Source organism: Streptomyces flaveolus, assembly GCF_000716535.1.
GTDB lineage: Bacteria > Actinomycetota > Actinomycetes > Streptomycetales > Streptomycetaceae > Streptomyces > Streptomyces flaveolus_A.
Map to the genome: position 1 here is coordinate 201,454 of NZ_JNWV01000023.1, position 23,077 is coordinate 224,530.

Annotated in this window: 12 protein-coding genes; 7 read left to right on the forward strand and 5 right to left on the reverse strand. The window is 74.3% G+C overall.

Annotated elements, in window-relative coordinates; translation table 11 throughout:
- Window positions 1–53: 53 nt before the first annotated feature.
- The 4 genes from OO52_RS25550 (at window position 54) to OO52_RS25565 (ending at window position 3,505) form a co-directional block, all read left to right on the forward strand.
- Window positions 54–1,181 carry a GH12 family glycosyl hydrolase domain-containing protein gene (locus OO52_RS25550; RefSeq protein ID WP_030646206.1) on the forward strand — a complete coding sequence of 376 codons (1,128 nt, stop codon included), beginning with the start codon at window positions 54–56 and terminating at the stop codon, window positions 1,179–1,181.
- A 232-nt stretch (window positions 1,182–1,413) separates the two neighbouring features.
- Window positions 1,414–1,677, forward strand: coding sequence for a hypothetical protein (locus OO52_RS25555; RefSeq protein ID WP_030646207.1), 264 nt, complete (start codon window positions 1,414–1,416; stop codon window positions 1,675–1,677).
- Between the two features lie 22 nt (window positions 1,678–1,699).
- Window positions 1,700–2,788: a lytic polysaccharide monooxygenase auxiliary activity family 9 protein gene (locus OO52_RS25560; protein ID WP_030646210.1), complete on the forward strand. Its 1,089-nt coding sequence runs from the start codon at window positions 1,700–1,702 to the stop codon at window positions 2,786–2,788.
- A gap of 147 nt (window positions 2,789–2,935) precedes the next feature.
- The gene (locus OO52_RS25565; RefSeq protein ID WP_196943248.1) at window positions 2,936–3,505 is read left to right on the forward strand and encodes a DinB family protein; all 570 of its coding nucleotides are present in this window, start codon (window positions 2,936–2,938) and stop codon (window positions 3,503–3,505) included.
- 123 nt (window positions 3,506–3,628) lie between these two features.
- Here OO52_RS25565 and OO52_RS25570 read toward each other — a convergent pair whose 3' ends face one another.
- Window positions 3,629–5,830, reverse strand: coding sequence for an FUSC family protein (locus OO52_RS25570; protein WP_234337812.1), 2,202 nt, complete (start codon window positions 5,828–5,830; stop codon window positions 3,629–3,631).
- Between the two features lie 335 nt (window positions 5,831–6,165).
- On the opposite strand from OO52_RS25570, the gene OO52_RS25575 reads away from it, so the two are divergent.
- Together OO52_RS25575 and helR are read left to right on the forward strand one after the other, a co-directional pair.
- The gene (locus OO52_RS25575) at window positions 6,166–7,338 is read left to right on the forward strand and encodes a glycosyltransferase (RefSeq protein WP_234337813.1); all 1,173 of its coding nucleotides are present in this window, start codon (window positions 6,166–6,168) and stop codon (window positions 7,336–7,338) included.
- Window positions 7,339–7,465: 127 nt separating this feature from the next.
- Window positions 7,466–9,622 carry an RNA polymerase recycling motor ATPase HelR gene (gene helR, locus OO52_RS25580; protein ID WP_030646216.1) on the forward strand — a complete coding sequence of 719 codons (2,157 nt, stop codon included), beginning with the start codon at window positions 7,466–7,468 and terminating at the stop codon, window positions 9,620–9,622.
- A 2-nt stretch (window positions 9,623–9,624) separates the two neighbouring features.
- Here helR and OO52_RS25585 read toward each other — a convergent pair whose 3' ends face one another.
- The 3 genes from OO52_RS25585 to OO52_RS25595 form a co-directional block, all read right to left on the reverse strand.
- Window positions 9,625–10,494, reverse strand: coding sequence for an NlpC/P60 family protein (locus OO52_RS25585; protein ID WP_030646218.1), 870 nt, complete (start codon window positions 10,492–10,494; stop codon window positions 9,625–9,627).
- A gap of 150 nt (window positions 10,495–10,644) precedes the next feature.
- Complete coding sequence (locus tag OO52_RS25590; protein WP_030646220.1) at window positions 10,645–14,529, reverse strand: helix-turn-helix domain-containing protein; 3,885 nt, start codon at window positions 14,527–14,529, stop codon at window positions 10,645–10,647.
- Between the two features lie 236 nt (window positions 14,530–14,765).
- Window positions 14,766–15,134 carry a hypothetical protein gene (locus OO52_RS25595; protein ID WP_030646221.1) on the reverse strand — a complete coding sequence of 123 codons (369 nt, stop codon included), beginning with the start codon at window positions 15,132–15,134 and terminating at the stop codon, window positions 14,766–14,768.
- 771 nt (window positions 15,135–15,905) lie between these two features.
- On the opposite strand from OO52_RS25595, the gene OO52_RS25600 reads away from it, so the two are divergent.
- Window positions 15,906–18,695 carry an AAA family ATPase gene (locus OO52_RS25600; protein ID WP_030646222.1) on the forward strand — a complete coding sequence of 930 codons (2,790 nt, stop codon included), beginning with the start codon at window positions 15,906–15,908 and terminating at the stop codon, window positions 18,693–18,695.
- Window positions 18,696–18,810: 115 nt separating this feature from the next.
- On the opposite strand, the gene OO52_RS25605 is transcribed toward OO52_RS25600, so the two are convergent.
- Window positions 18,811–23,077, reverse strand: a 4,267-nt coding sequence (locus OO52_RS25605; protein WP_037629278.1) for a type I polyketide synthase, incomplete at its 5' end; no start/stop codon positions are given.

A 23,077-nucleotide genomic window follows, 5' to 3' on the forward strand; every position in this document is an offset into this window, starting at 1 on the left:
GCTGCGCCCGGGAGCGCTCCCCAACTCCCCTCACCGTCATGGAGAGGACCCGCATGCGACCGTACAAGCACCCTGTCCGTGGAGCGCGCGGCCTGCTGGGCGCACTGCTCACCGCGCTCGCCGCCCTGGCGGCGCTGCTCACCGTGGCTCCGGCGGCCCAGGCCGACACCACGATCTGCGAACAGTACGGCTCGACGACGATCCAGGGCCGCTACGTCGTCCAGAACAACCGCTGGGGCACCACCGAGACCCAGTGCATCGGCGTCACGGACTCCGGCTTCCGCGTCACCCAGGCCGACGGCTCGGTACCGACGAACGGCGCCCCGAAGTCCTACCCGTCCGTCTACAACGGCTGTCACTACACCAACTGCTCGCCCGGAACGAACCTTCCGGCCCGGCTCAGCAGCATCTCCCGCGCACCGACCAGCATTTCCTACGGCTATGTGAGCAACGCGGTGTACGACGCCGCGTACGACATCTGGCTCGACCCCACGCCCCGCACCGACGGGGTCAACAAGACCGAGATCATGGTGTGGTTCAACAAGGTGGGCTCCATCCAGCCGGTGGGCTCCCAGGTCGGCACCGCGACCGTCGCCGGGCGTCAGTGGCAGGTGTGGTCCGGCAACAACGGCGGCAACGACGTGCTGTCCTTCGTCGCGCCGTCGGCGATCACCAGCTGGAGCTTCGACGTCATGGACTTCGTCCGGCAGGCCGTGTCCCGCGGGCTCGCGCAGGACAGCTGGTACCTGACCAGCGTGCAGGCGGGCTTCGAGCCCTGGCAGAACGGCACCGGCCTGGCCGTGACCTCCTTCTCCTCCACGGTCGACACCGGCAGCGGTGGCCCGGGCGGCCCCGGGAGCCCGACGGCCTGCAAGGTGGCGTACGGGACGAACGTCTGGCAGGGCGGCTTCACCGCCGAGGTCACCGTCACCAACACCGGCTCCTCCCCCGTCAGCGGCTGGCAACTCGCCTTCACCCTGCCCGCGGGGCAGCGGATCACCAGCGCCTGGGGCGCCGCCGTGACGCCGTCCTCGGGTGCGGTCACGGCGAGCGGTCTCGCCTACAACGCGCAGATCGCGCCCGGCGGTCAGGTGACCTTCGGATTCCAGGGCAGCTACGGCGGCACCTTCGCCAAGCCCTCCGGATTCAGTCTGAACGGGGCCGCCTGCACCACCGCGTGACCCGCACCCCCGGCGCACCGCCCGTGTAACCCACCCGCTCCGGGACCCGCTCGTCCCGCACCCGCCGATCGGGCGGGTCCCGGCTCCACCCCGCGCCGCTCCGCTCCCGACCGCTCCGGGAAAGGCCCACCCGGACGCGGTGACCCCGCGCCCGCACCGCGCCGGGAGCCGAGTACGCGCCCGTCGACCGCACCAGCCCGGTACCACCCGCAGCCCCCCACGAGGAGGACGCATGACACACCCCACCCCCCGGACACCCGCGCACCGGCTGGGACCACCGGGGCACCGACGGCGCCGGGCGGCCTCGCTGGGCGCGACGTTCGCCGCCCTGGCGCTGGGGCTCACCGGGCAGCTCACCGCGCACCCCGCCCTCGAGACCGGTGCCGACGACCCGTCCGCCGGACACAGCCACGGCACCGGCGTGACGTACACCGACGCCCCGGCGGTCCCGGCGTACTCCGGTACGACGCCCGCCCGGGGTTTACCGCCCGTCTGATCCGAATCGAAAGGAGCTGAACGTGGCTCGACGCAACAGACTGATGTCGGTGGCAGCGGCTCTGTCGACGCTGCTGGCGGCACTCGCCCTCACCCTCCTGGGGCAGACCAGCGCCCGGGCGCACGGCGTGGCGATGCTGCCCGGATCCCGCACCTACCTGTGCTACCTCGACGCGCACACGACGACCGGCGGGCTGGACCCGACCAACCCGGCGTGCCGGGACGCGCTGGCGAAGAGCGGTGCGACGGCGCTGTACAACTGGTTCGCCGTCCTCGACTCCAACGCCGGTGGCCGGGGCGCGGGTTACGTCCCGGACGGCACCCTGTGCAGTGCGGGTGACCGGTCGCCGTACGACTTCCGCGCCTACAACGCGGCCCGCTCCGACTGGCCGAGGACCCATCTGACCAGCGGGGCGACGATCCAGGCGCAGTACAGCAACTGGGCGGCGCACCCGGGCGACTTCCGGGTCTACGTGACCAAGCAGGGCTGGTCGCCCACGTCCGTGCTGCGCTGGGCGGACCTGGACCTGATCCAGACGGTCACCAATCCGCCGCAGCAGGGGTCGCCGGGCACGGACGGCGGCCACTACTACTGGGACCTGAAGCTGCCCTCCGGGCGGTCCGGTGACGCCCTGCTGTTCATCCAGTGGGTCCGCTCGGACAGCCAGGAGAACTTCTTCTCCTGCTCGGACATCGTCTTCGACGGCGGCCACGGCGAGGTCACCGGCATCCGCACCTCCGGCGGTACGCCGACGCCCACGCCCACGCCGACACCCACGGACCCGCACACCGGTTCCTGCATGGCCACGTACTCCGTCGTGAACTCCTGGAGCGGTGGCTTCCAGGCCTCCGTCGAGGTCATGAACCACGGCACGGCGCCGCTCGACGGGTGGGCCGTGGCCTGGCAGCCCGGGGCCGGCACCAGGATCAGCAGCCTGTGGAACGGCACGCTGTCCACCGGTACCGACGGCACGGTCACGGTCCGCAACGCGGACCACAACCGGGTCGTACCCGCCGACGGCAGTGTCACCTTCGGCTTCACCGCCACATCGACCGGCAACAACGTCCCCGCCGGCTCCATCGGCTGCGTCACGTCACAAGGCACCACCTGACGCATACGGCCCGCCGCCTCCCCGGCCGGTTCCGGGGAGGCGGCGGGCGTCCGACGGGTACCGCTCCGGCGCCGCCCGGGAAAAGCACGGGCCCGCCCGGGAGAAACACGACCTGGCACTGGCGGACCCGGGCCCTGTCGGACGACCATGGCACGCATGAGTGATCAACCCGCACGCTGGAGCCAGGCAACCGTCTACCCCGACATGTGGGTCGACCCCGCGGACGATCCCCGACACAGCGAAGGATCGGGTCCGGAGGGGGAGCTCGCGACGCTGGAGGACTTCCTGACGGGGTACCGCACGACCCTGCGCATGAAATGCGAGGGCCTCGACCCGGAGCAGCTCGCCCGCCGGTCGGTCCCGCCGTCGACGATGTCGCTGCTCGGCCTGCTGCGCCACCTGGCGGAGGTGGAGCGGGACTGGCGGGGCTGGATCAGCGACGGTGATCCATTGCCGAAGCTGTACGGCGAGCCTGACGGGGACTTCCACGGAGCCGTCGCCGAACAGGCCGTGGTCGACGCCGCGTACGCCGATCTGGCGCGCGAGCAGGCGGCGACCGACGCCGCGCTGGCCGAGCACCCGGATCTGGGCGAGCGGCTGGGGAAGGACAGGATCGCGGTGCGCGAGCTGCTGGTGCACAGGATCGAGGAGTACGCCCGTCACTGCGGGCACGCCGATCTGCTGCGCGAGTGCGTCGACGGACGGGTGGGCCAGTGACTCGGGCCGTCCGCGGCCGGCGAGGTCCCGCGGGTCGTACGGCATGACGGCCTCGGTGCCGCACGAGCCGAGCGAGCCGGCGCACGGCTCCCCCTGAGCCGGGCGCCCCGTCAGGAGCCCGGCTCAGGAGGTGTCCGCCGTCGACTTCGCCGACACGTTCCACGGGACGGTGTACGTGATGCGTGTCAGGTCGGTCATGAGGGAGTCCAGCCAGGCCACGGTCGCGTAGTAGCGGCGGGGGGCGCCGGGCGGCTCGGCGGTGAGGCCGGGGAGGGCCGGATCGATCAGCGGTGTCGCCGCGACGGGGGTGTCGTCCCCCGGGTCCAGTGCCGCCGAGACCAGCAGCATCCGGCCCGCCACCCGCTCCCCCAGCATGCCGGCCGACTGGGCCGCCGCCGGACTCAGCGGGGTGAGCGGCGGCTCCAGCAGCCGTGCCGAGCCCCACAGGGTGTGATGCCCGGCGATCAGTGTCGCCTGCCAGTCCACGACGGGGGGCCGCACGCGGCGCCCGCTGCCCCCGAAGGGCGGCGTCGGCTCGCTCTGCACCTGCGCGTACGCCGACTCGGCGAGGACGATGGCCCGTTGCAGGCACCGGTGATGGGACGCCCTGGACAGCGGCGGCGACACCGTGCCGCACGCCACCGAGGCGCTGGTGGCGACGACGATCTCCGCGGCCCTGCGCAGCAGTTCCGCGGCCGTGCGGCGCAGCTCCTCGTGGCCGCCCCGGGGCCAGGCCAGCACGCCGAAGACCGCGCCGATCGCACTGCCGATGAGCACGTTCAGCACGCGGACCTCCGCCAGCCGCCAGGTCGGCGGCGCGAGCTGCGCGAAGACCAGCGCCACGAGCACGGTGAACAGTCCCTGCGCCCAGCCCACCCCCCTGACCGGCCCCACCGTGAAGCCGAGCAGCATCCACAGCGGCAGGAGGACGGCGTACACGGTCGTGTCGGAGCCCGCGAACACCAGGACCCCGGCGCTCAGCAGGGCCCCGGCCAGCGTGCCGGCGAGCGCGAGGCGGATGGTGCTCCAGGTCTCGCCCATGGTGGTGCGGGTCAGGGTGAGGGTCGCCAGCATCGCCCAGAACCCGTGCGGCAGTGTGTCCACCCCGGCCACGAGCCGGGCCGCCGTCAGGGCGAGGGCGATGCGCACCGCGTTCTGGAAGAACACCGAGCGGCGCCCGGCATGGCCGCGCAGCCGGTGCCACCACAGGACGGGGGCCCAGGCGGTGGCGTACCAGAACCGGTCGGGCTGCAGTTCCACCGAGGTGTGCCGGCCCCGCACCGCCAGATCGGCCGCCGTGCCCATGGCCAGCGCCGCGTCGGCGATCTCCAGCACGGCGGCGTGGCAGCGCAGGACGGCGGGCGGGAGGCAGGCGTCGGCCGGGGTGGCAGGTGGGCCCGCGGACACGGCGGACAGCTCGGCGCGTGCCGCGGTCAGCTCCTTCTGCTGTGCCGCGGGGGACGTCCCGGTCCGCAGACAGCTCGTGGTCGCCGTGGCCGTGCGCGCCACCGCCCCCAGTACGGCGGTCACCTCGGGTGCCGTGCCCCGCTCCGGCAGGGCGGGCAGCTCGGCCAGTCTGCCGAGCAGGGTGCGGGTGGCCAGGCCGGTGTGGGCCAGCGCGCGATCACGTACCCCGGGGCCCGCCGGCCGCTCCGCCTCGGGCACGCTGAGCGACCGCAGCGACTGGCTCGTCTCCAGGGCCGCCAGGATGTCGGTGCCGGACAGGGCGCCCCGGTGTGCCGCGAGCTTCGCCGCGCACCGCTCGGCGACCACGGCCGCCCGGGCGACCCGCTCCCGGTACGACGGCGGGGCGGGCTCCCGGAAGAGCAGCGCCTCGGCCGCGACGAACAGGGCCAGCCCCGTCGTCGTACCGATCAGCCGATCGCCGAGCGAGCCGGGGTCGTACGGCGGGAAGGAGGGGAGGATGTAGAGGAGTTGGAGGCCCGGCGCCGCGCCCGCCGGGCGGGGTCCGCCGACGGCGGCGAAGGCCAGCGCGAAGCCGACCACCAGCATGCCGACGACCGCGCTCCAGGTACGCACCGACAGATAGGTACCGGCGGCCACCAGCACCCAGCACACCGGCAGCAGGCGCGCCAGCACCGCCGCGCGCTGCCGCCCGTTGCCGGGGATCCTGGCCAGTCCGCCGAGCGCGACGACGGTGAACAGCGCGTAGGTGGCCGCCACGGGGCGGTCGAAGCCGTAGCGGAAGGCGTAGAAGCCGGCCGCGGCCACGAGTGTCACCCGCAGCGCACGACGGCCGGAGGCGGCGTAGGCCGCCGGGAGCCGGGCACCTCGCTCACCCCACACCCCTACAGAATCACCCACCGCAGGGCATCCGGCACCTTTGTGGTCAGGCGGCGACGCGGGGGGGATCAGTGCCCGGCGGCAGCGCCGGACGGTCTCCGGCGCCCGGGTGGACAGCGCACCGAGTCAGCCGGGGCCGCGAGAACAAGGACGCGAAAACAGAGGCGCGAAACAGAGATGCAAAAACAAAGGCAAGGAGTATGCGCTCCTCGCCACTCTCAACTTATAGCGCACCGGGGGGCTTGCGGCAAGGCCCCCGTCGTACCGCAGAATTGCCGGCCGAGGCCAGGAAGCTGCGGAAATGGGTGATTGACCAAGTGCGTGTTCTTTTGTCGACGTATGGGTCGCGCGGGGACGTGGAACCCCTGGCGGGACTCGCGGCGCGGTTGCGGGGGCTCGGCGCGGAGGTGCGGGTGTGCGCGCCGCCGGACGAGGACTTCGCGCAGCGGCTGGCCGACGTCGGCGTCCCGCTGATCCCGGTCGGCCCGTCGGCGCGCGCGCTGACGAAGGCGGCGCCCCCGGCCTCGTCCCTGCCCCGGCGCGCGGCCGAGCTGATCGCCGGTCAGCGGGAGACGGTCACCGCGGCGGCGGAGGGCTGCGACGTGCTGGTGGCGACCGGCGTGCTGCCCGCCGCGGCCGGCGCGCTGTCGGTGGCGGAGAAGCTCGGTGTCCGTGCGGTGTCCGTGACCTTCCAGCAGCTCACACTGCCCGCGCCGCACCGCCGGCCGCTGGCGTACCCGGGCCGCCCGCTCCCGCCGGAGGTGACCGACAACGAGGTGCTGTGGGACCTGGACGCCCAGAGCGTCGACGCGCTGTTCGGTGAGGCCCTCAACACGAACCGGGCGTCGGCCGGCCTGCCCCCGGTGAAGAACGTGCGCGACTACGTCATCGGCGACCGGCCGTGGCTGGCGACGGACCCGGTGCTGGACCCCTGGCGGAAGAGCCCGGACCTCGACGTCGTCCAGACCGGCGCGTGGCTCCTGCCCGACGAACGCCCGCTGCCGGCCGGCCTGGTGGAGTTCCTGGAGGCCGGCACGCCACCGGTGTACGTGGGTTTCGGCAGCATGCCGCTGCACGCGGCGGCGGACATCGGCGAGGTCGCCGTCGAGGCGGTCCGCGCGCAGGGGCGGCGCGCGGTGCTGGCCCGGGGCTGGGCCGGTCTGTCCCCGGTCGACGACCGGGACGACTGCTTCGTCGTCGGCGAGGTCAACCAGCAGGCGCTGTTCGGCCGGGTGGCCGCCGTCGTGCACCACGGCGGCGCCGGTACGACGACGACCGCGGCGCGGGCCGGCGCTCCCCAGGTGGTCGTGCCCCAGCTCGCGGACCAGCCGTACTGGGCGGCCCGGGTGGCGGAGTTGGGCATCGGCGCGGCGCACGACGGTCCCGCGCCGACGTTCGCGTCCCTGTCGGCCGCTCTCCGCACGGCCCTCGCCCCGGAGACCCGCGCTCGAGCGGCGGGCGTGGCCGGCCGCGTCCGCACCGACGGGGCGTCGGTGGCCGCGCGGCTGCTGCTCGACGCGCACGGCTGAGCCCGTCGACCGGAACCGGGAGAGCGGCCACGCGGCACGCGGAGCGCCGCGCCGCCGCATTCCTCGCCCCGTCCCACCGCCCTGCCGCGTGCCACGGCCGCAACCGGCCTCACAAGGAGCCCCTGACGTGAAACTTCCCCTGCCCACCCGTGCCTTCGACCTCCCCGACCGTCTCGCCGCGAAGGCCGATCCGACGCTGATCGCCGACGACGAACGGCACTTCGCGGCCATCGCGGAGTGCCTCGAGGAGTCCATCGCCGACCTCTCCGACCGTGTCGACGCCGAGCGCAGGGCGCCGGGCGGCAAGGGCCGGCAGGCGATGGACCGGGACGCCGAGATCCACCGGCTGACCAGTCGCCTGCGCGCCCTGCGCCGCCACGGACTGGACCTGTGCCTCGGACGCATGGTCGGCGCGGACAGCCAGGAGCCCGTCTACGTCGGCCGGCTCGGGCTCACCGACAGCGCGGGCCGCCGGCTGCTGGTCGACTGGCGCTCCCCGGCGGCCGAGCCGTTCTTCGGCGCCACCCACGCCAACCCGATGGGTCTGGTGAGCCGCCGCAGGTACCGCTGGACCGACGGCCGGATCACCGACTACTGGGACGAGGTGTTCACCCCGGACGGGCTGGTCGGGCACGCCGCGCTGGACGACCAGTCCGCGTTCATCGCCAGTCTGGGCGGCAGCCGGTCGCCGCGGATGCGGGACGTGCTCGGCACCATCCAGGCCGACCAGGACGCCGTGATCCGGGCGGGTTCGCGCGGCGCACTCGTCGTGGACGGCGGTCCGGGCACGGGGAAGACCGTGGTCGCCCTGCACCGCTCCGCCTACCTGCTGCACTCCGACCCGCGGCTGGGGCACCGCCGGGGCGGTGTCCTGTTCGTCGGTCCGCACCGGCCGTACCTGGCCTACGTCGCCGATGTCCTGCCCAGCCTCGGCGAGGAGGGCGTGCAGACCTGCATCCTGCGGGACCTGGTCGCCGAGGGTGCCGCGGCCGTGGCCGAGGCCGATCCCGAGGTGGCCCGGCTGAAGTCGTCCGCGGACATGGTCAAGGCGATCGAGAAGGCCGTCAGGTTCTACGAGGAGCCGCCCGCCGAGGGGATGACGGTCACCACCCACTGGTCCGGCATCCGGCTGACCGCCGACGACTGGGCCGTGGCGTTCGACGCGGCGGAACCCGGAACCCCGCACAACGAGGCGCGCGAGCAGGTGTGGGAGGAACTGCTCACGATCCTGGTGGACAAGCACGACGGTGACGCCCCGCCCGAGCTGCTGCGCAGGTCGCTGCTGCGGAACAGGGAGCTGCGCACGGCCTTCGGCCGCGCCTGGCCGCTGCTGGAGGCGGCCGACCTCGTCGGAGACCTGTGGTCGGTACCGGCCTACCTGCGGATGTGCGCTCCGTGGCTCGGCCGCGAGGAGGTGCGGCTGTTGCAGCGCGCGGAGGCCCAGGCCTGGACGGTGTCCGACCTGCCGCTCCTGGACGCGGCACGGCAGCGGCTCGGCGACCCGGAGACGGCCCGGCGCAAGCGCCGCCACGCTGCCGCCGTAGCCGCCGAACGCGAGCGCATGGACAGGGTCGTCGACAACCTGCTGCAAGCCCACACCTACGACGACGGCGAAGGTGTGCTGGTCATGCTGCACGGGCAGGACATGCGCAACTCCCTGGTCGACGACAATGCCCTGCCCACCGCCGACCCCGACCTGCTCGCCGGGCCGTTCGCGCACGTCGTGGTGGACGAGGCGCAGGAACTGACCGACGCGGAGTGGCAGATGCTGCTCCTGCGGTGCCCGTCCCGGAGCTTCACCATCGTCGGGGACCGCGCCCAGGCCCGGCACGGGTTCACCGAGTCGTGGCAGGAGCGGCTGGCCCGGGTGGGGTTCGACCGGATCCGCCTTGCGTCCCTGACGGTCAACTACCGCACCCCGGAGGAGATCATGACGGAGGCCGAGCCGGTCATCCGGGCGGTGCTGCCGGACGCCAACGTGCCGACGTCCATCCGCAGCAACGGCGTCCCCGTCGTCCACGGGTCCGTTACGGACCTGCGCTCGATCCTCGACACCTGGCTCGCCGCACACGCCGACGGGACCGCCTGTGTCATCGGCGATCCCGCGTTCCGGCCGACCGCCCGCGTCCGCTCCCTGACGCCGGAGCTGTCGAAGGGACTCGAATTCGACCTGGTCGTCCTCGTCGACCCGGACAGGTTCGGCGAGGGCGTCGAAGGAGCGGTCGACCACTATGTCGCGATGACCCGGGCCACCCGGCAACTGGTCGTCCTCACGAGCCCCTGACGTCAGTCGGCGCAGGTCGGTACGCCGTCCAGCCAGGCCGGGCCCTGGATGTAGATGTTGGTCACCCAGGCGCGGTAGTCGGGGAGGTAGGACCAGGCGTCGTTGGTGTAGCCCTCGGCGGTGACGACTTCCGCGTGCTTCTGGCAGGCGACGCGGACGGTCGTCGGGCCGGGGAAGGCGTAGACGCGGGCGGCCCGGAGGGAGGGCTGGGCCTTGGTCCAGACGCCGGTGCCCCAGGTGCGGAAGACCGGGCCTTCGACGGTACCGGTGTTGACGCGGACGGCGCCGAAGTAGTCGCCCCCGAGCCGGACGTCACTGACCATCAGCTTGGTGCCGGACTGCCGGGCCTCCACCATCTTCCCGGCGCCGAGGTAGATGGTGATGTGGTGCAGGTGCGCGGAGGTGCCGTAGGCGAGCAGGTCACCGGGGCGCAGCGGGGCGAGGCCGTCGGCGGCGGTGAAGCGGGCGGCGGTGCGGTGGGTGTAGTACTGGGCGCTGGCGTCGCCGTTGAGGATGTCGGCGCCGGTGGCCTGGGCGTAGGCGTAGCGGACGAGTCCGGAGCAGTCGAAGCCGAGGCGTTCGGGGTCGTGTTCGCTGGCCGGGTCGGTCGGGTCCTTCTGGCCGTAGGTGGGGCCGGGCCGGGTGCCGTGGCCGCCGCCCCAGGTGTACCAGACACCGGCCGCGACCTGTGCGCAGGCGGTGTCGACGGCCCGTTCGGCCGCGGCCGAGGCGCCCGGGGCGAGGACGCCGCAGGTGCCGTCCGCCGCCCCGGCCGGCCGTGATTGCCGGTCGGCGGCGTTCGCCGAGGCGGTGAGGAGGAGAGTTGTCAGCAGGGCGATGAGTGTGCCGATGACGCCGGTTCGCCGCAGCATACCGGGACCCCCGTTTCCTGGTCTGGTCGTGAGAGGTGGTGCGGTGCACAGCCTTCCCGGGCGCGGTGGGCCCGGGAAGGATGCCGCGCGGGCCTCCTGCGACGGGCAACGGGAAACGCTCGGGAAACCCCTGTTGAGCTGGGGGGTTGTTCAGTGTTCCGGGCAGGCGGAGGCGACGGGCTCGGGCTCGCCGGGGAGCAGGGCGCGGCGGGTCGCCGGGTCCGTCGCCCGGTCCAGGCGGCAGATCTGGGCGAGCCGGGCTCCGGTGTCGAGGTTCCACAGGCGTACCGTGCCGTCGGTTCCGCTGCTCGCCACCGTCCGCCCGTCGGGTGCGAAGGTCACGCCCCACACGGCGTCGGTGTGCCCGGTGAGCGTGGCCCACAGCCGTCGTCCGGGCACGTCCCACAGCCGCACCGTGCGGTCGGTGCCGCTGCTGGCGAGCAGCCGGCCGTCCGGTGAGAACGCCAGGCCGCGCACCGAACCGGTGTGGCCCGTCAGGGAGTCGAGGAGCCGGTGCCGTGCCACGTCCCAGAGCCGTACGGTGCCGTCGTTGCCGGAGCTGGCGAGGGTGCGGCCGTCGGGGCTGAAGGCGACGCTGCGGACGGCGCCGGTGTGGCCGGTGAGGTCGGCCAGCGGACGGTGGGTGCCCGCGTCCCACAGACGGACCGTCAGGTCGTCGCCGGCGCTGGCCAGGACGCGCCCGTCGGGGCTGAAGGCGACGTCGTTGACGTAGTCGGTGTGGCCGGTGAGGACGGCGGGCCGGTGGTGACCGGTGACGTCCTGGAGGCGCAGGGTGCGGTCGGCGCCCGCGGAGGCGAGGGTGCGGCCGTCGGGCGCGAACGCCACCGCGAACACGGCTCCCTGGTGGCCGCCGGGCAGGGTGCGCGGGCGGCGGGCGGCCAGGTCCCACAGCGTCACCGTGCCGTCGGAGCCGGCCGAGGCGAGGGCGGTGCCGTCCGGGGCGAACGCCACGGTGGTGACGCTGCCGTGGGGTGCCGTCAGCGTCACGGGGGTGCCGCGGCGCCGGGCCGGGTCCCACAGCCGTACGGTGTGGTCGGCGTCCGCGGTGGCCAGCAGCCGCCCGTCCGGGCGGTAGGCGACGGCGGAGACCTCCGTGAACGGGCGGGCGGCCAGGATGCGGCGGCGCAGGTCCCACAGGACCACGGACTGGTCGAACCCGCCGGTGGCGAGCAGGGTGCCGGTGCTGTCGACGGCCACGGACATCACGTAGTCGGTGTGTCCGGTGAGGGTGGTGACGAGCCGGCCGGCACGGACGTCCCAGAGCCTGGTGGTGCCGTCCCCGCTCGCGCTGATCACGGTGGTGCCGTCGGGGGTGTAGGCGACGGCGTTGACGTCGTCGCTGTGTCCGGTGAGCGTCGCGGTGAGCCGGCGGCGGCCGACGTCCCACAGCCTGACCGTGCGGTCCACTCCCCCACTGGCCAGGCCGTGGCCGTCGGGGGCGAACGCCAGGCCGAGCACGCCGTCGGTGTGACCGCGCAGGACGGCCAGTCGCTCGCCCCGGCCGGGGTCCCACAGCCGTACGGTCCGGTCGGTGCCGGCCGAGGCGAGCGTCCTGCCGTCCGGGGCGAACGCGAGCGCGTCGACCTGGCCGGAGTGTCCGGTGAGGCGGGCCGTCCGGCGCGGGCTCCCGGCGGTGTCCCAGAGCTGGACGGCTCCGTCGGCGGCGGCCACGGCCAGGGTGTGGCCGCGCGGGTCGAAGGCGACCGCGCGGGCCGCGCCGGTGCCCGGGAGGAGGCTGGTGCGGCCGGGGCGGCCCGGTGACCACAGCCGTACCGGTCCGCCGGTCGACGTGACGGCGAGGGTACGGCCGTCCGGGCCGAAGGCGAGGGCGCGGATCCGGCCGGGGACGGCGAGCGTCGCGGTCGTGCGGCGGTCGGTCAGGCGCCGCAGCCGGACCGTGCCGTCCGAGCTGCCGGTGGCCAGCGATCGTCCGCCGGGCGCGAAGGCGACCGTGTTGACCGGTCCGCGGTGGCCGCCGAGCCGTGCCGCGAACGGTTCGGCCTGGGTGCTCAGCAGGGCGCCGCGGGTCATGGCGGTGGGTTCGGTGCGGTAGGCCTCGGCGGCGAGCAGCATGGAGGCCTCGGGGCGGCCGCCGGCGAGCAGGGTGGACCGGACGGCGAGGGCCTGGGAGCGGGCGAGGCGTTCCTGGGCGAGCGCGTCGGCGCGTTGCCGGTGGGCGACGCCGCCGGCGGCCAGGGCGCAGCCGAGCAGGACGACGAGGGCGGCCACCATCGTCTGCCGCAGCCGGGTCTGACGTCGTGCCTGACGCCGCCGGGCTTCCTCCTCCGCCTCGCCGGCGCGCAGGAACGCCTCTTCGACGGGGTCCGGCGGGCCGAGGCCGTCCGGCTCCTCGGCCCAGGACCGTACGGTGTCCAGTCGTGTGCCGCGGTAGAGCGCCGACGGGTCGCGGCCCTCGCGTTCCCACGCGGCGGCGGCGAGGGCGAGTTGCTGGCGGGCGAGCAGGCCGGCCCGGTCGGCGCTGATCCACTCCCGCAGCCGGGGCCAGCTGTGCAGCAGGGCCTCGTGCGTGATCTCGACGGTGTCGCTGTCGACGGTGACGAGCCGGGCGCGGACGAAGACGTCGAGCGCGGTGTCGGCGCCCTCGGCGCCGGCCAGTTGCGTCATGAGGGCGGCACGGCCGACCCGGCGGCGGGTGGCGCCGGTGCCGTCGGAGACCTGCACCAGCCGGGACAGGATGCGCCGGATGGTCCGCTGCTCGGCGGGGTAGAGCTGGGCGAAGGCGTCCTCGGCGGTGCGGGCCACGGCTCCCTGGATGCCGCCCGTGCTCTCGTACCCGGCGACGGTCAGCGTGTCCGTCTCGCGGTGCCGCCAAGTGGCCAGCAGGGCGTGGGAGATGAGGGGGAGCGCGCCGGAGGGGACGGCTTGCGCGCCGGGTGCGCCGGTCAGTCCGGCGTCCCGCAGCAGCAGCGGGACCAGGCCGGGTTCCAGGGTGACACCGGCGAGTTCGGCGGGGCGGGTGATGGACTCGGTCAGCTCCGCCGTGGTCATCGGAGGCAGGACGTGGAGGCCTTCGGTGAAGACGGGGGCGAGTTCCGGCAGGTCGAGACATCGGCCGGAGAAGTCGGCGCGCAGGCCGAGGACGACCACCGCGGGATCGTGGCCGGGGGACGGCGCGGGCGCGGCGAGCGCGCACAGCACGCGGGCGAAGGTACGGCGCTGTGTCTGGTCGGCGCAGAGGGTGAACAGTTCCTCCAACTGGTCGACGAGCAGCACGAGCCGGGGCGGTGGGGGTGGCCGGCGTCCGGCCGGGGCCGTGTCCGCGCGGGTCCGGACGGCGGTGAGCAGGGTCTCGGGCCGCTCGCCCAGCCGTTCGGCGGTGAGGTCCAGGTCGCCGCCGAGGACCTTGGCGGTGCGTTCCAGCAGCTCGTCCAACGGGTGGGCGGTCGGTGTGCAGGTGACGACCGGCCAGCGGTCGGCACCCGCCATCGGGAAGCCGCCGGGCCGCCGGAGAGCGGGCACGAGACCGGCGTTGAGCAGGGACGACTTGCCGGCGCCCGAGGGGGCGACGAGCAGCAGCGGCCCCTCGCCGACCCTGCCGAAGACCCGCTCCACGAGCGCCGCCGTGGCCCGCTCCCGGCCGAAGAAGCGGCCGGCGTCCTGCGTGGTGAACGGCGACAGGCCCGGGTAGGGGCAGGCGGGGCCGGTGTCATCGGGTGCGCGGCCGGTGACGGCGGGGACGCGGCCGATCGCATCGGCGGCGCCGGGTTCCGCCGTGCGCGGTGATGCCACCAGGCGCAGCAACTCGCCGTCGGCGCGCAGGATCTGGTCGCAGCGGCGGGCGACGTCGACGGTGGCGCGCTTCGCGCCGGTCTCGATCTTGCTCAAGTACCCCTTGCTGTAGTGGGTCTGTCTGGCCAGGTCGGCGAGCGACAGACCGCGCTGCTGCCTCAGTCGGCGTAGTTGTGCGGGGAAGGACGGTGTGGTCGGCACCGTCCGCTCCCCGTCGTTCTCGTTCCGGTTGCCGGTGTCGGCTCCCTCGTGCGGCTCCCCCAAGGCGTCCCCCATGGCAAGCGTGCCCAGGCCGTGAGACGGCGGGAGCCCAGGCTACTGCCGGGGTGTGACAGGTGGCCCAGCCATGTGTGCGGACTGGCCGAAAACGAGCTTCCGGAACCGCGGGCGCGGTTCCGGAAGCTTCCCCCGTGTGTTGCCCGGTCAGCCGTGGGTGGAGCGACGGCGGGCCGGGGTCCGTGGCCTCGCGCGCCGGTCGTCGCCGGACGGCCGGCTCCGGGTCACGGCCGGTAGAGGACGATGGAGTTGATCGGCGTGAGGTCGGCGTAGACGCCGGTCCCCGCGGGGATGCGGTCGCCGCAGCCGGTGCCGTTGTAGCCCGTGCACAGGCTCGCGGTCGCGCCGCCGTACTGGTTGTTGAGGACCCAGTGCCAGCCGACCTGGTTGCGGAGGTTGTGCGGTCCGTAGCTGTAGAGGGCCAGGCTCGGCGACTGCGCCGGGTCCTGGTTCTGCGGGTAGACGCACACCGCCCCGTCCGGGCAGCCGGCCCAGGGGTCGGCGGCCGGCTCGGCGTGGGCCGCGCCGCTCACCGCCAGCACCGCCGCCGCGGCGGTCGCGAACGCGGCGGCTCCGCGAATCATCTTGCGCATGGTTCCCCCTTGCGATTCTCCTGCGTCGTCGCAGGTCGTGCCTGGTGTTGACGGCATCACGTTCCCGCCCCGGCCGGTCGGGGTCGACGGGTTTCCCGTCGCCCATCGCTTCCGTGGGCGGGAAACCGTGTATGACCAGCGGGGGGAGGAGCGGTGGGCAACCGTGCTCGCCGGTCGTACACCGGCTCCCGCACCGGCACACTCCCTGGGCGCGGGCTTGTGCGACGAGGTCCCGGGCTGGTGGCCCCGGCGGATTCCGAAAGGCCGCTCAGCGGCTTCCCCGGCGGCATTGGGTTGCCCGAACGGGCAACGGAAGCGCTTTCGCGTGACCGATGTCACGATTGACCGTGTCCGGCCCCTTTCTTTAACCGGCCGGTAAATTAACAGACTGTAAAAGGACGCCTCGCTGGGCCATCCACACAGTAGGGCGAGAGGCCATCCGGGGCGATGGTTGACAACGTTGGACCTGGACAGATAGCGTTTCTGCCTGCTATGGGCACCTAATCTTTATTCGGTACTTACAAGCAAAGACGCGAACATCCGAGCCAAACTCAGCCATAAAATTGGCCGAAATCATTCGGGTACATCGATGCGATACTCCTCGCCGCCGGTCAGAGGCCATTCTGTCCGAGTCTGGGCCGACCCGGCGCGCCGCCTTTGTGACAGTGCCGTCGCATTACAAACTCTCCACTCAACGTCGTACGACGTCGCCTCGCCATGGGGAAACGGGGCGCCACCTCGCTCGAAAAAATGAATCTAGGGGGAACCTCGATGCACCTTTTCGGCCGTACGCGAGAACTGCAGGCCTTGGGTGAGGCGTTCACTGACAGCGCGCGGGGGAACGGCCGTCTCGTGATCATCACGGGTGGCCCCGGATCCGGCAAGACCCAGCTGCTGCATGAATTCCTCACCACGCTGAACAGCACCGGCGCGCGCATACTGACCGGTACTGCCGGTTCGGCCGAACGAGATCAGCCGATGAGCCTGGCCGGGCAATTGCTGCGCAACGCCGAGGCGGAGTGCGCGATATCACACCATGCCCCGTCGGCGGAGCACGCCTCGGCGCACGTCCGACGTCCCGCCGCCCCCGGGCACTGGCCCGTCGGCGCGGCCCCCGACCACGAGACCACGGTCGAAACGCTCCTGCGTCTCGCCGGTGGCGACCGGCCTCTGGTCATCGCCGTGGACGACGCCCACGCCATGGACCGGGCCTCACTGCAGACGATCGTCCACCTGCTGCACCGCAGCCGCTTCCGGCGCATGCTCGTGGTGTGCGCCACGTCAGGGCACTTAGGCGAGACCCGCTCGCCCGCGCACACGGAGCTGCTGCGCCAACCGCACCGACGCGTACGCCTGGCGCCCCTGTCGGAGGCGAGCGTCGGCGAACTGCTCGCCGCACAGGCCGGCCGGGCCCTGCCCGGACACATCCGCGACGCCTACCACCGGGCCACCGCGGGCAGCCCGCTCCTCGTCCACGCCCTGCTGGACGACAGCACCCACTTCGCCCCCGAGATCGGCCCGCCCGTCGCCGGCGCCGCCTACCGCCAGGCGGTGCTGTCCCTGCTGCACCGCGGCGAGCCCGGCCACGTCGGGGTGGCCCGGGCACTGGCCGCGCTCGGCTCCCTCGCGGCGACCGTCCCCGTGGGAGAGCTGACCGGCACCACACCGGCCGGCACCCAGGAAGCCGTCGACGCCCTCAACTCCTCGGGCCTGCTGGACGGTCACGTCTTCCGGCACCCGACCGCCGCCGCCGCGGTGCTGGAGGACATGGACGTCGTCGCCCGCACCCGGCTGCACGGCCGGATCGCCCACCTGCTGTACCGTTCCGGCGCGCCCGTCGTCGACGTGGCGCGCAACCTCCGACTCGCGGACCTCGTCCCGGCGGGCTGGGGCGCGGGCATCCTGCGCACCGCCGCGGAACAGGCGCTGGCGGCGGACGACGTGGAGCGCTGCACCGACTACCTCGGTCTGGTCCTGCGCGACTGCACCGACGAGCGGGAACGCCACGCGCTGTCGGTGGCACTCGCCCGCGCGGAGTGGCGCACCAACCCGGCGGCCGCCGCCCCCCACTTGGAGCCGTTGCGCGAGGCCGCGCTCGCCGGCGAACTGAGCATGCGGGACACCGCCACCGTCCTGCGGTACCTGCTCTGGCAGGGCGACACCGAACTGGCCGCCCAGGCCGTCGCCACCCTCGTCCACGCACAGTCGCCCGCCGACGCCCAGATCGTCGCCGAGGTGGAGTTCGTCCGGCAGTGGTTCTACGGCGTGGCGCTCCCCGGCAAGGGCTCCCCCGTGGCCGGTCTCGACCCGCGCCGCCGGCAGCCGCACACCGGTGCCGGCGGACTGGCCGCCCGGGTGGCCGCGCTGATCGGCGGTGAGGCCACCGACGACTCCGCGGCGGCCGTCGCCCAGGCCCTCCAGGGCCACCAACTGGACCATCTCAATCTGGAGTTGGTCGCCATGTCGCTGCTCGCGGTCGCCCACGCGGACCGGCCCGCGATCGCCGCCGAGGCCTGCGACGCGCTGCTCGAGCGCGCCGTCGAACGCCGGGCGACGACCTGGCAGGCCCTGCTCGGCAGCATCCGGGCGGAGATCGCCCTGCTCCAGGGGGACGTGACCACCGCGTCGCAGGGCGCGCTCGCCGCGCTCGGCACCCTGCGCGCCGAGAGCTGGGGGGTTCTCATCGGCCTCCCGCTGTCGACGGCGGTCTCCGCGCACACCGCCATGGGCTCCTACGACGAGGCCGAGGAACTGCTCAAACAGGACGTGCCCGAACCGATGTTCCGCACCGTGTTCGGCATCCAGTACCTGCGCGCCCGCGGTCACCACTTCCTCGCCACCGACCGGCCCTTCGCGGCGCTGGGCGACTTCGAGACCTGCGGACGGCTGCTCCGGGAAGGCAACCCCAGCCTGCAGAAGGGCATTCCCTGGCGGTCCGACCTGGCCCTGGCCAACCTGCGGATCGGGAAGGCCCGCACCGCCCGGGAGTGGGCCGAGGAACAGCTGCGGCTGCCCGGAGGACACAGTTCCAGGGCCCGGGCGATGGCGCTTCGCCTGCTGGCCGCGACCTGCAAGCCGCACCGCCGGGCCTCCCTGCTGCGCGAGTCGATCGACCTGCTCAAGGCGTGCGGCGACCGGTACGCGCTGGCCCAGGCGTACGCCGACCTGTCCGCGGCGCACTACGAACTCGGCGAGTACGCCCGGGCCCGGCTGGTGGCACGGCAGGCGGCACGGGAGGCCGAGGCCTGCCGCATCGAGTCACCGGTCGACGCGCACCTGCTGGAGGACCCGGTACGGACCGACGGCGCCGAGTCCGACGCCGGCCCGGCCATCCTGAGCGACGCGGAGTGCCGGGTCGCCGGACTGGCCGCGCTCGGGTACACCAACCGCGAGATAAGCGCCCGCCTGCACGTCACGATCAGCACGGTGGAGCAGCACCTCACCCGGGTCTACCGCAAGCTGAACGTGGCCAACCGTTCGGAGCTGCCGTCGAAGATGCTGGACCACCGCATACCGAAGCTGTCGGACCGCTGGGCCAGCACCCACTCGTCCGCCGGCTGAGCCGTCCGGGCGCCTCTCGTCCACGGATCACCGCAACCGAACGCGGCCCCACCGAAGAGATCTCCGGTGGGGCCGCGTCCTGTCGGGCACGTGCCTTCAGCTCATGCCCTGTGCCTCAGCTGAAGCTGCCCAGTTCGTCGTCCAGGATGCCGAACAGCTCGTCGGCCGTGGCCGTCTCCAGTCCCGTCTCCCCGGTGGGGCCGGTGCCGTTCTCCCGCCACTCGCCGGTGCCGTCCCAGCGCGCGCTCAGGGTGCGCAGCCGGGCGGCCACCCGGGCCCGCTGCTCCTCGTCCAGCGCGGCCGAGTCCAGCGCCGCGCCCAACAGCGTCTCCAGGCGCACCACTTCGGCCTCGAGGTCGACCAGGTCGCCGGAGGTGTCCCCGCCCAGTTCCTCGAAGAGGTGCCGGGCGAGGGCCTCGGAGGTCGGGTAGTCGAAGGTGAGGGTGGTGGACAGCCGCAGGCCGGTGTCGGCGCTGAGCCGGTTGCGCAGGTCCAGGGCGGCGAGCGAGTCCACGCCCAGGTCGCCCAGGGAGCGCTGCGGGTCGACCGCGCTGCCGGAGCCGTGCCCGAGGACGTCGGCGACGTGCCCGCACACCGTCTCCACGAGCAGTCGCAAGGCGTCGGCGGTGCCCAGCCGGTCCAGCCGCCGCGGCAGCGGCTCGACGGCCGCCGGTGCCTCGGTGACCGCCGCCCGGGCGGTGCGGCGTGCGGCCGCCGGGGCGAGGCCTCGAACCAGGGCGGGGGCGTCGGCGGTGACATGGACCCGGACCGGGAGCAGCAGGGCGCGGTCGGTGGCCGGGGCGCCCGCCTCGGTGAGAGCCCGGTCGAACAGGTCCAGCGCGCGGTCGGCGGGCAGCGGCAGGATGCCGTCGCGGGCCAGCCGGCGCAGCTCCGTCTCACCGAGACCGGCCGCCATGCCCTCCCCGGTGTCCCACAGTCCCCAGCCCAGCGAGAGGGCCGGCAGCCCCTCGGCGCGGCGCCGCGCGGCGAGGGCGTCCAGGAAGGCGTTCCCTGCGGCGTAGTTGGACTGCCCCGCCGCGCCGAGGGTGCCGGCGGCGGAGGAGAAGAGGACGAACGCGGCGAGGCCGAGGTCGCGGGTCAGCTCGTGCAGGTGCCAGGCGGCGTCCGTCTTCGGGCGCATCACCGCCTCCAGCCGCTCGGGGGTGAGGTCGGTGAGCAGGCCGTCGTCCAGGACGCCGGCGGCGTGCACCACAGCGGTCAGCGGGTGCTCGGCCGGCACGGACGCCAGCAGGGCGTCGAGGGCGGCCCGGTCGGTGGCGTCGCAGGCGGCGACGGTCACCGTCGCGCCGAGGGCGGCCAGGTCCTCCAGGGTGCCGGGGTCGGGCAGCCGGCCGCCCCGGCCGGTCAGCAGCAGGTGGCGTACGCCGTGCCGGGTGACCAGGTGCCGGGCCAGCAGCCGGCCGAGGCTGCCGGTACCGCCGGTGACGAGCACGGTGCCGTCCGGATCCAGCGCGGTCGCCGGGCCGGGTTCCGCGTCCGTGGCCTCGGCCAGCTCCGGCACGTACACCGTGCCCGCCCGCAGGGCGAGTTCGGGTGCGCCGGTGGCGACGGCGGCCGGGAGGACGGCGGCCGAGGCCGGATCGTCGTCGGTGTCGACGAGCACGAACCGGCCGGGGTGCTCGACCGCCGCCGCCCGCACCATGCCCCAGAGCACGGCCTGCGCCGGATCGGGCACGGCGTCGGCGTGGACGGCGACGGCGGACCGGGTCACCACCACCAGCGGCGCGCCGTCCGGCACGTCGGCGAGGTCCCGCCGCAGTGCGGCGAGGGCCTGCGCGGCGGTCCGGCGGGCCAGCGTGGGCAGCTCGCCGCCGGGTCCGCCGTCCGTGGTCGCGGTGGGGGACGCGGAACCGTCCGCCGGGTCGGCGCCGGGCTCGCCGTCCGCCGTCGAGGTGACCGGGCGCGGCGCGGGCGTGGAACCGTGCGCCGGGTCGGTGCCGAAGGTTCCGTCCGCGGTCACGGTGAGGGTGCGTGGCGCGGGTGCCGGGCCGGTGAGGGTGAGCGGTAGTCCGGTCCAGCGGATTCGGAAGAGGTCACCGGGGGCGGGGGTGGCCGCGTTGAGCTGTTCGGTGGTGACCTGACGGACGCGCAGCGCGGTCACCTCGGCGACGGGGGCGCCCGTACCGTCGTACAGGCGCAGGGTCATGTGGTCGGTGCCGTGCGGGGTTAGGCGCAGTCGGACGGCCGTGGCGCCGGTGGCGTGCAGGGTGACGCCCTCCCAGGAGAAGGGCAGGGTCATCACGGTCGGGTCCTGGCCGTCGAACAGGTCGATGGCGTGCAGCGTGGAGTCGAGCAGCGCCGGGTGCAGTCCGAAGCCGTCGGCCGCGCCGGCGTCGGGCAGGGCGAGTTCGGCCCAGACCTCCTCGCCGAGCCGCCACGCGCCGCGCAGGCAGCGGAAGGAGGGGCCGTAGTGGTAGCCCTGTTCGGCGAGGTGGTCGTAGGTGCCGGTGACGTCCACGGGTACGGCTCCGGCGGGCGGCCAGTCGGTGACCGGGGCCGGTTCCGGGGCGGTGTGCGGGGCGAGGACGCCGGTGGCGTGCCGGGTCCACTCCCCGTCCGCGCCCTCGGGCCGGGCGTGCACGGTCAGCCGCCGGCGCCCGTCGTCGTCGGGGGCCGCGGTGGCCACCTGGAGGTGGACGGCGCCCCGCTCGGGCAGGACCAGCGGGCGTTCCAGGGTGAGTTCCTCCACGCGCGGGCAGTGTGTGCGGTCGCCGGCCTGGACGGCCAGTTCGACGAAGGCGCTGCCCGGGACGAGGACGACACCGGCCACGGCGTGGTCCGCGAGCCACGGGTGGGTGGCGAGGGACAGCCGGCCGGTCAGGGCCACCCGGTCGTCGCCGGCCAGATCCAGGGCGGCGCCGAGCATCGGGTGCCCGGCCGGTGCCTGGCCCAGTCCCCCGGCGTCGGTGACCGCGCCGGGCTCGTCGTCCAGCCACAGCCGCCGCCGCTGGAAGGGGTAGGTCGGCAGATCGGTGCGGCGGGCGCCGGTACCGGCGAAGACCCGCTGCCAGTCCACGGTCACGCCCCGCACGTGGGCGGCGCCGAGCAGCGTCGCGAAGGTCTGCTCCTCGTCGCGGTCACGGCGCAGCGCGGGGACGAACGCCGACCGTTCGGCGTCGGCGACGGCCTGCGCGCCCATGGCCGTCAGGACGGCGTCGGGGCCGAGTTCGAGGAAGGTGCGCACGCCGTCGGCCTCCAGCGCCCGGACGCCGTCGCCGAAGCGGACCGCCTCGCGGACGTGCCGGACCCAGTACTCGGGCGCGCACAGCTCGTCCTCGCCCGCGCGTACGCCGGTCACGTTGGAGACGACGGGGATCGCGGGCGGCGCGTACCGCAGCTCGCGGGCCGTCTTCTCGAACTCCGCCAGCATCGGGTCCATCAGCGGGGAGTGGAAGGCGTGGCTGACCCGCAGCCGCTTGGTGCGCCGGCCGGAGAAGGCCTCCGCGACGGCGGTGACGGCGGTCTCGGTGCCCGAGACGACGACGGCGCGGGGCCCGTTGACGGCGGCGACGGACACCTCGGGGCCGAGGTGCGCGAGCACCTCCTCCTCGGTGGCGTCGACGGCCAGCATCGCGCCGCCGGCGGGCAGCGCCTGCATCAGCCGACCGCGCGCGGCGACCAGCCGGGCGGCGTCCGCCAGGTCCCAGACGCCGGCGACGTGCGCGGCCGTCAGTTCGCCGATGGAGTGCCCGGCGAGCCAGTCGGGCCGTACGCCGGAGGACTCCAGCAGCCGGTACAGAGCGGTCTCGACGGCGAACAGGGCGCACTGCGTGTAGAGGGTGTGGTCGAGCAGGCCCGCGTCCTCGGTGCCGGGCTCGGCCCACATCACGTCCCGCAGCGGGCGGTCGAGGTGGGCGTCGAGCGCCTGGCAGGCCTCGTCGAGGGCCTGCCGGAAGGCCGGGTGGGCGGCGTACAGGGCGCGGCCCATGCCGGGGCGCTGGGCGCCCTGGCCGGTGAAGAGGAAGGCGACCTTGCCGTCGGCGGTACGGCCGCGGACCACGGTGTCGGAGGCCGTGCCGTCGGTCAGCGCGGCGAGTCCGGCGAGGAGTTCGTCCCGGTCCCGGGCGACGACGGCGGCCCGGTGGGTGAGGGCGGCGCGGCCCGTGGCCAGGGAGCGGGCGAGGTCGGAAAGGGGCCGGTCGGCGACCGCGCGCAGCCGTGCGGCCTGCGCGGCCAGTGCCTCGGGGGTGGCGCCGGAGATCACGAGGGGCAGCAGCGGGGCCGGTGTCGCGTCCGTGTCCGGCGCGGGCTCCTCGGCCGGGGCCTCCTCGATGATGGCGTGGGCGTTGGTGCCGCTGATGCCGAAGGAGGACACACCGGCCCGGCGCGGACGGTCGGTCCGGGGCCAGGGCTGTTCCTCC

Bases quoted from the DNA above. Each gene is read 5' to 3' on its own strand.
- OO52_RS25550 (WP_030646206.1), top strand. From the start codon at position 54: ATGCGACCGTACAAGCACCCTGTCCGTGGAGCGCGCGGCCTGCTGGGC.
- OO52_RS25555 (WP_030646207.1), top strand. From the start codon at position 1,414: ATGACACACCCCACCCCCCGGACACCCGCGCACCGGCTGGGACCACCG.
- OO52_RS25565 (WP_196943248.1), top strand. From the start codon at position 2,936: ATGGCACGCATGAGTGATCAACCCGCACGCTGGAGCCAGGCAACCGTC.
- OO52_RS25585 (WP_030646218.1), bottom strand. From the start codon at position 10,494: ATGCTGCGGCGAACCGGCGTCATCGGCACACTCATCGCCCTGCTGACA.
- OO52_RS25595 (WP_030646221.1), bottom strand. From the start codon at position 15,134: ATGCGCAAGATGATTCGCGGAGCCGCCGCGTTCGCGACCGCCGCGGCG.
- OO52_RS25600 (WP_030646222.1), top strand. From the start codon at position 15,906: ATGCACCTTTTCGGCCGTACGCGAGAACTGCAGGCCTTGGGTGAGGCG.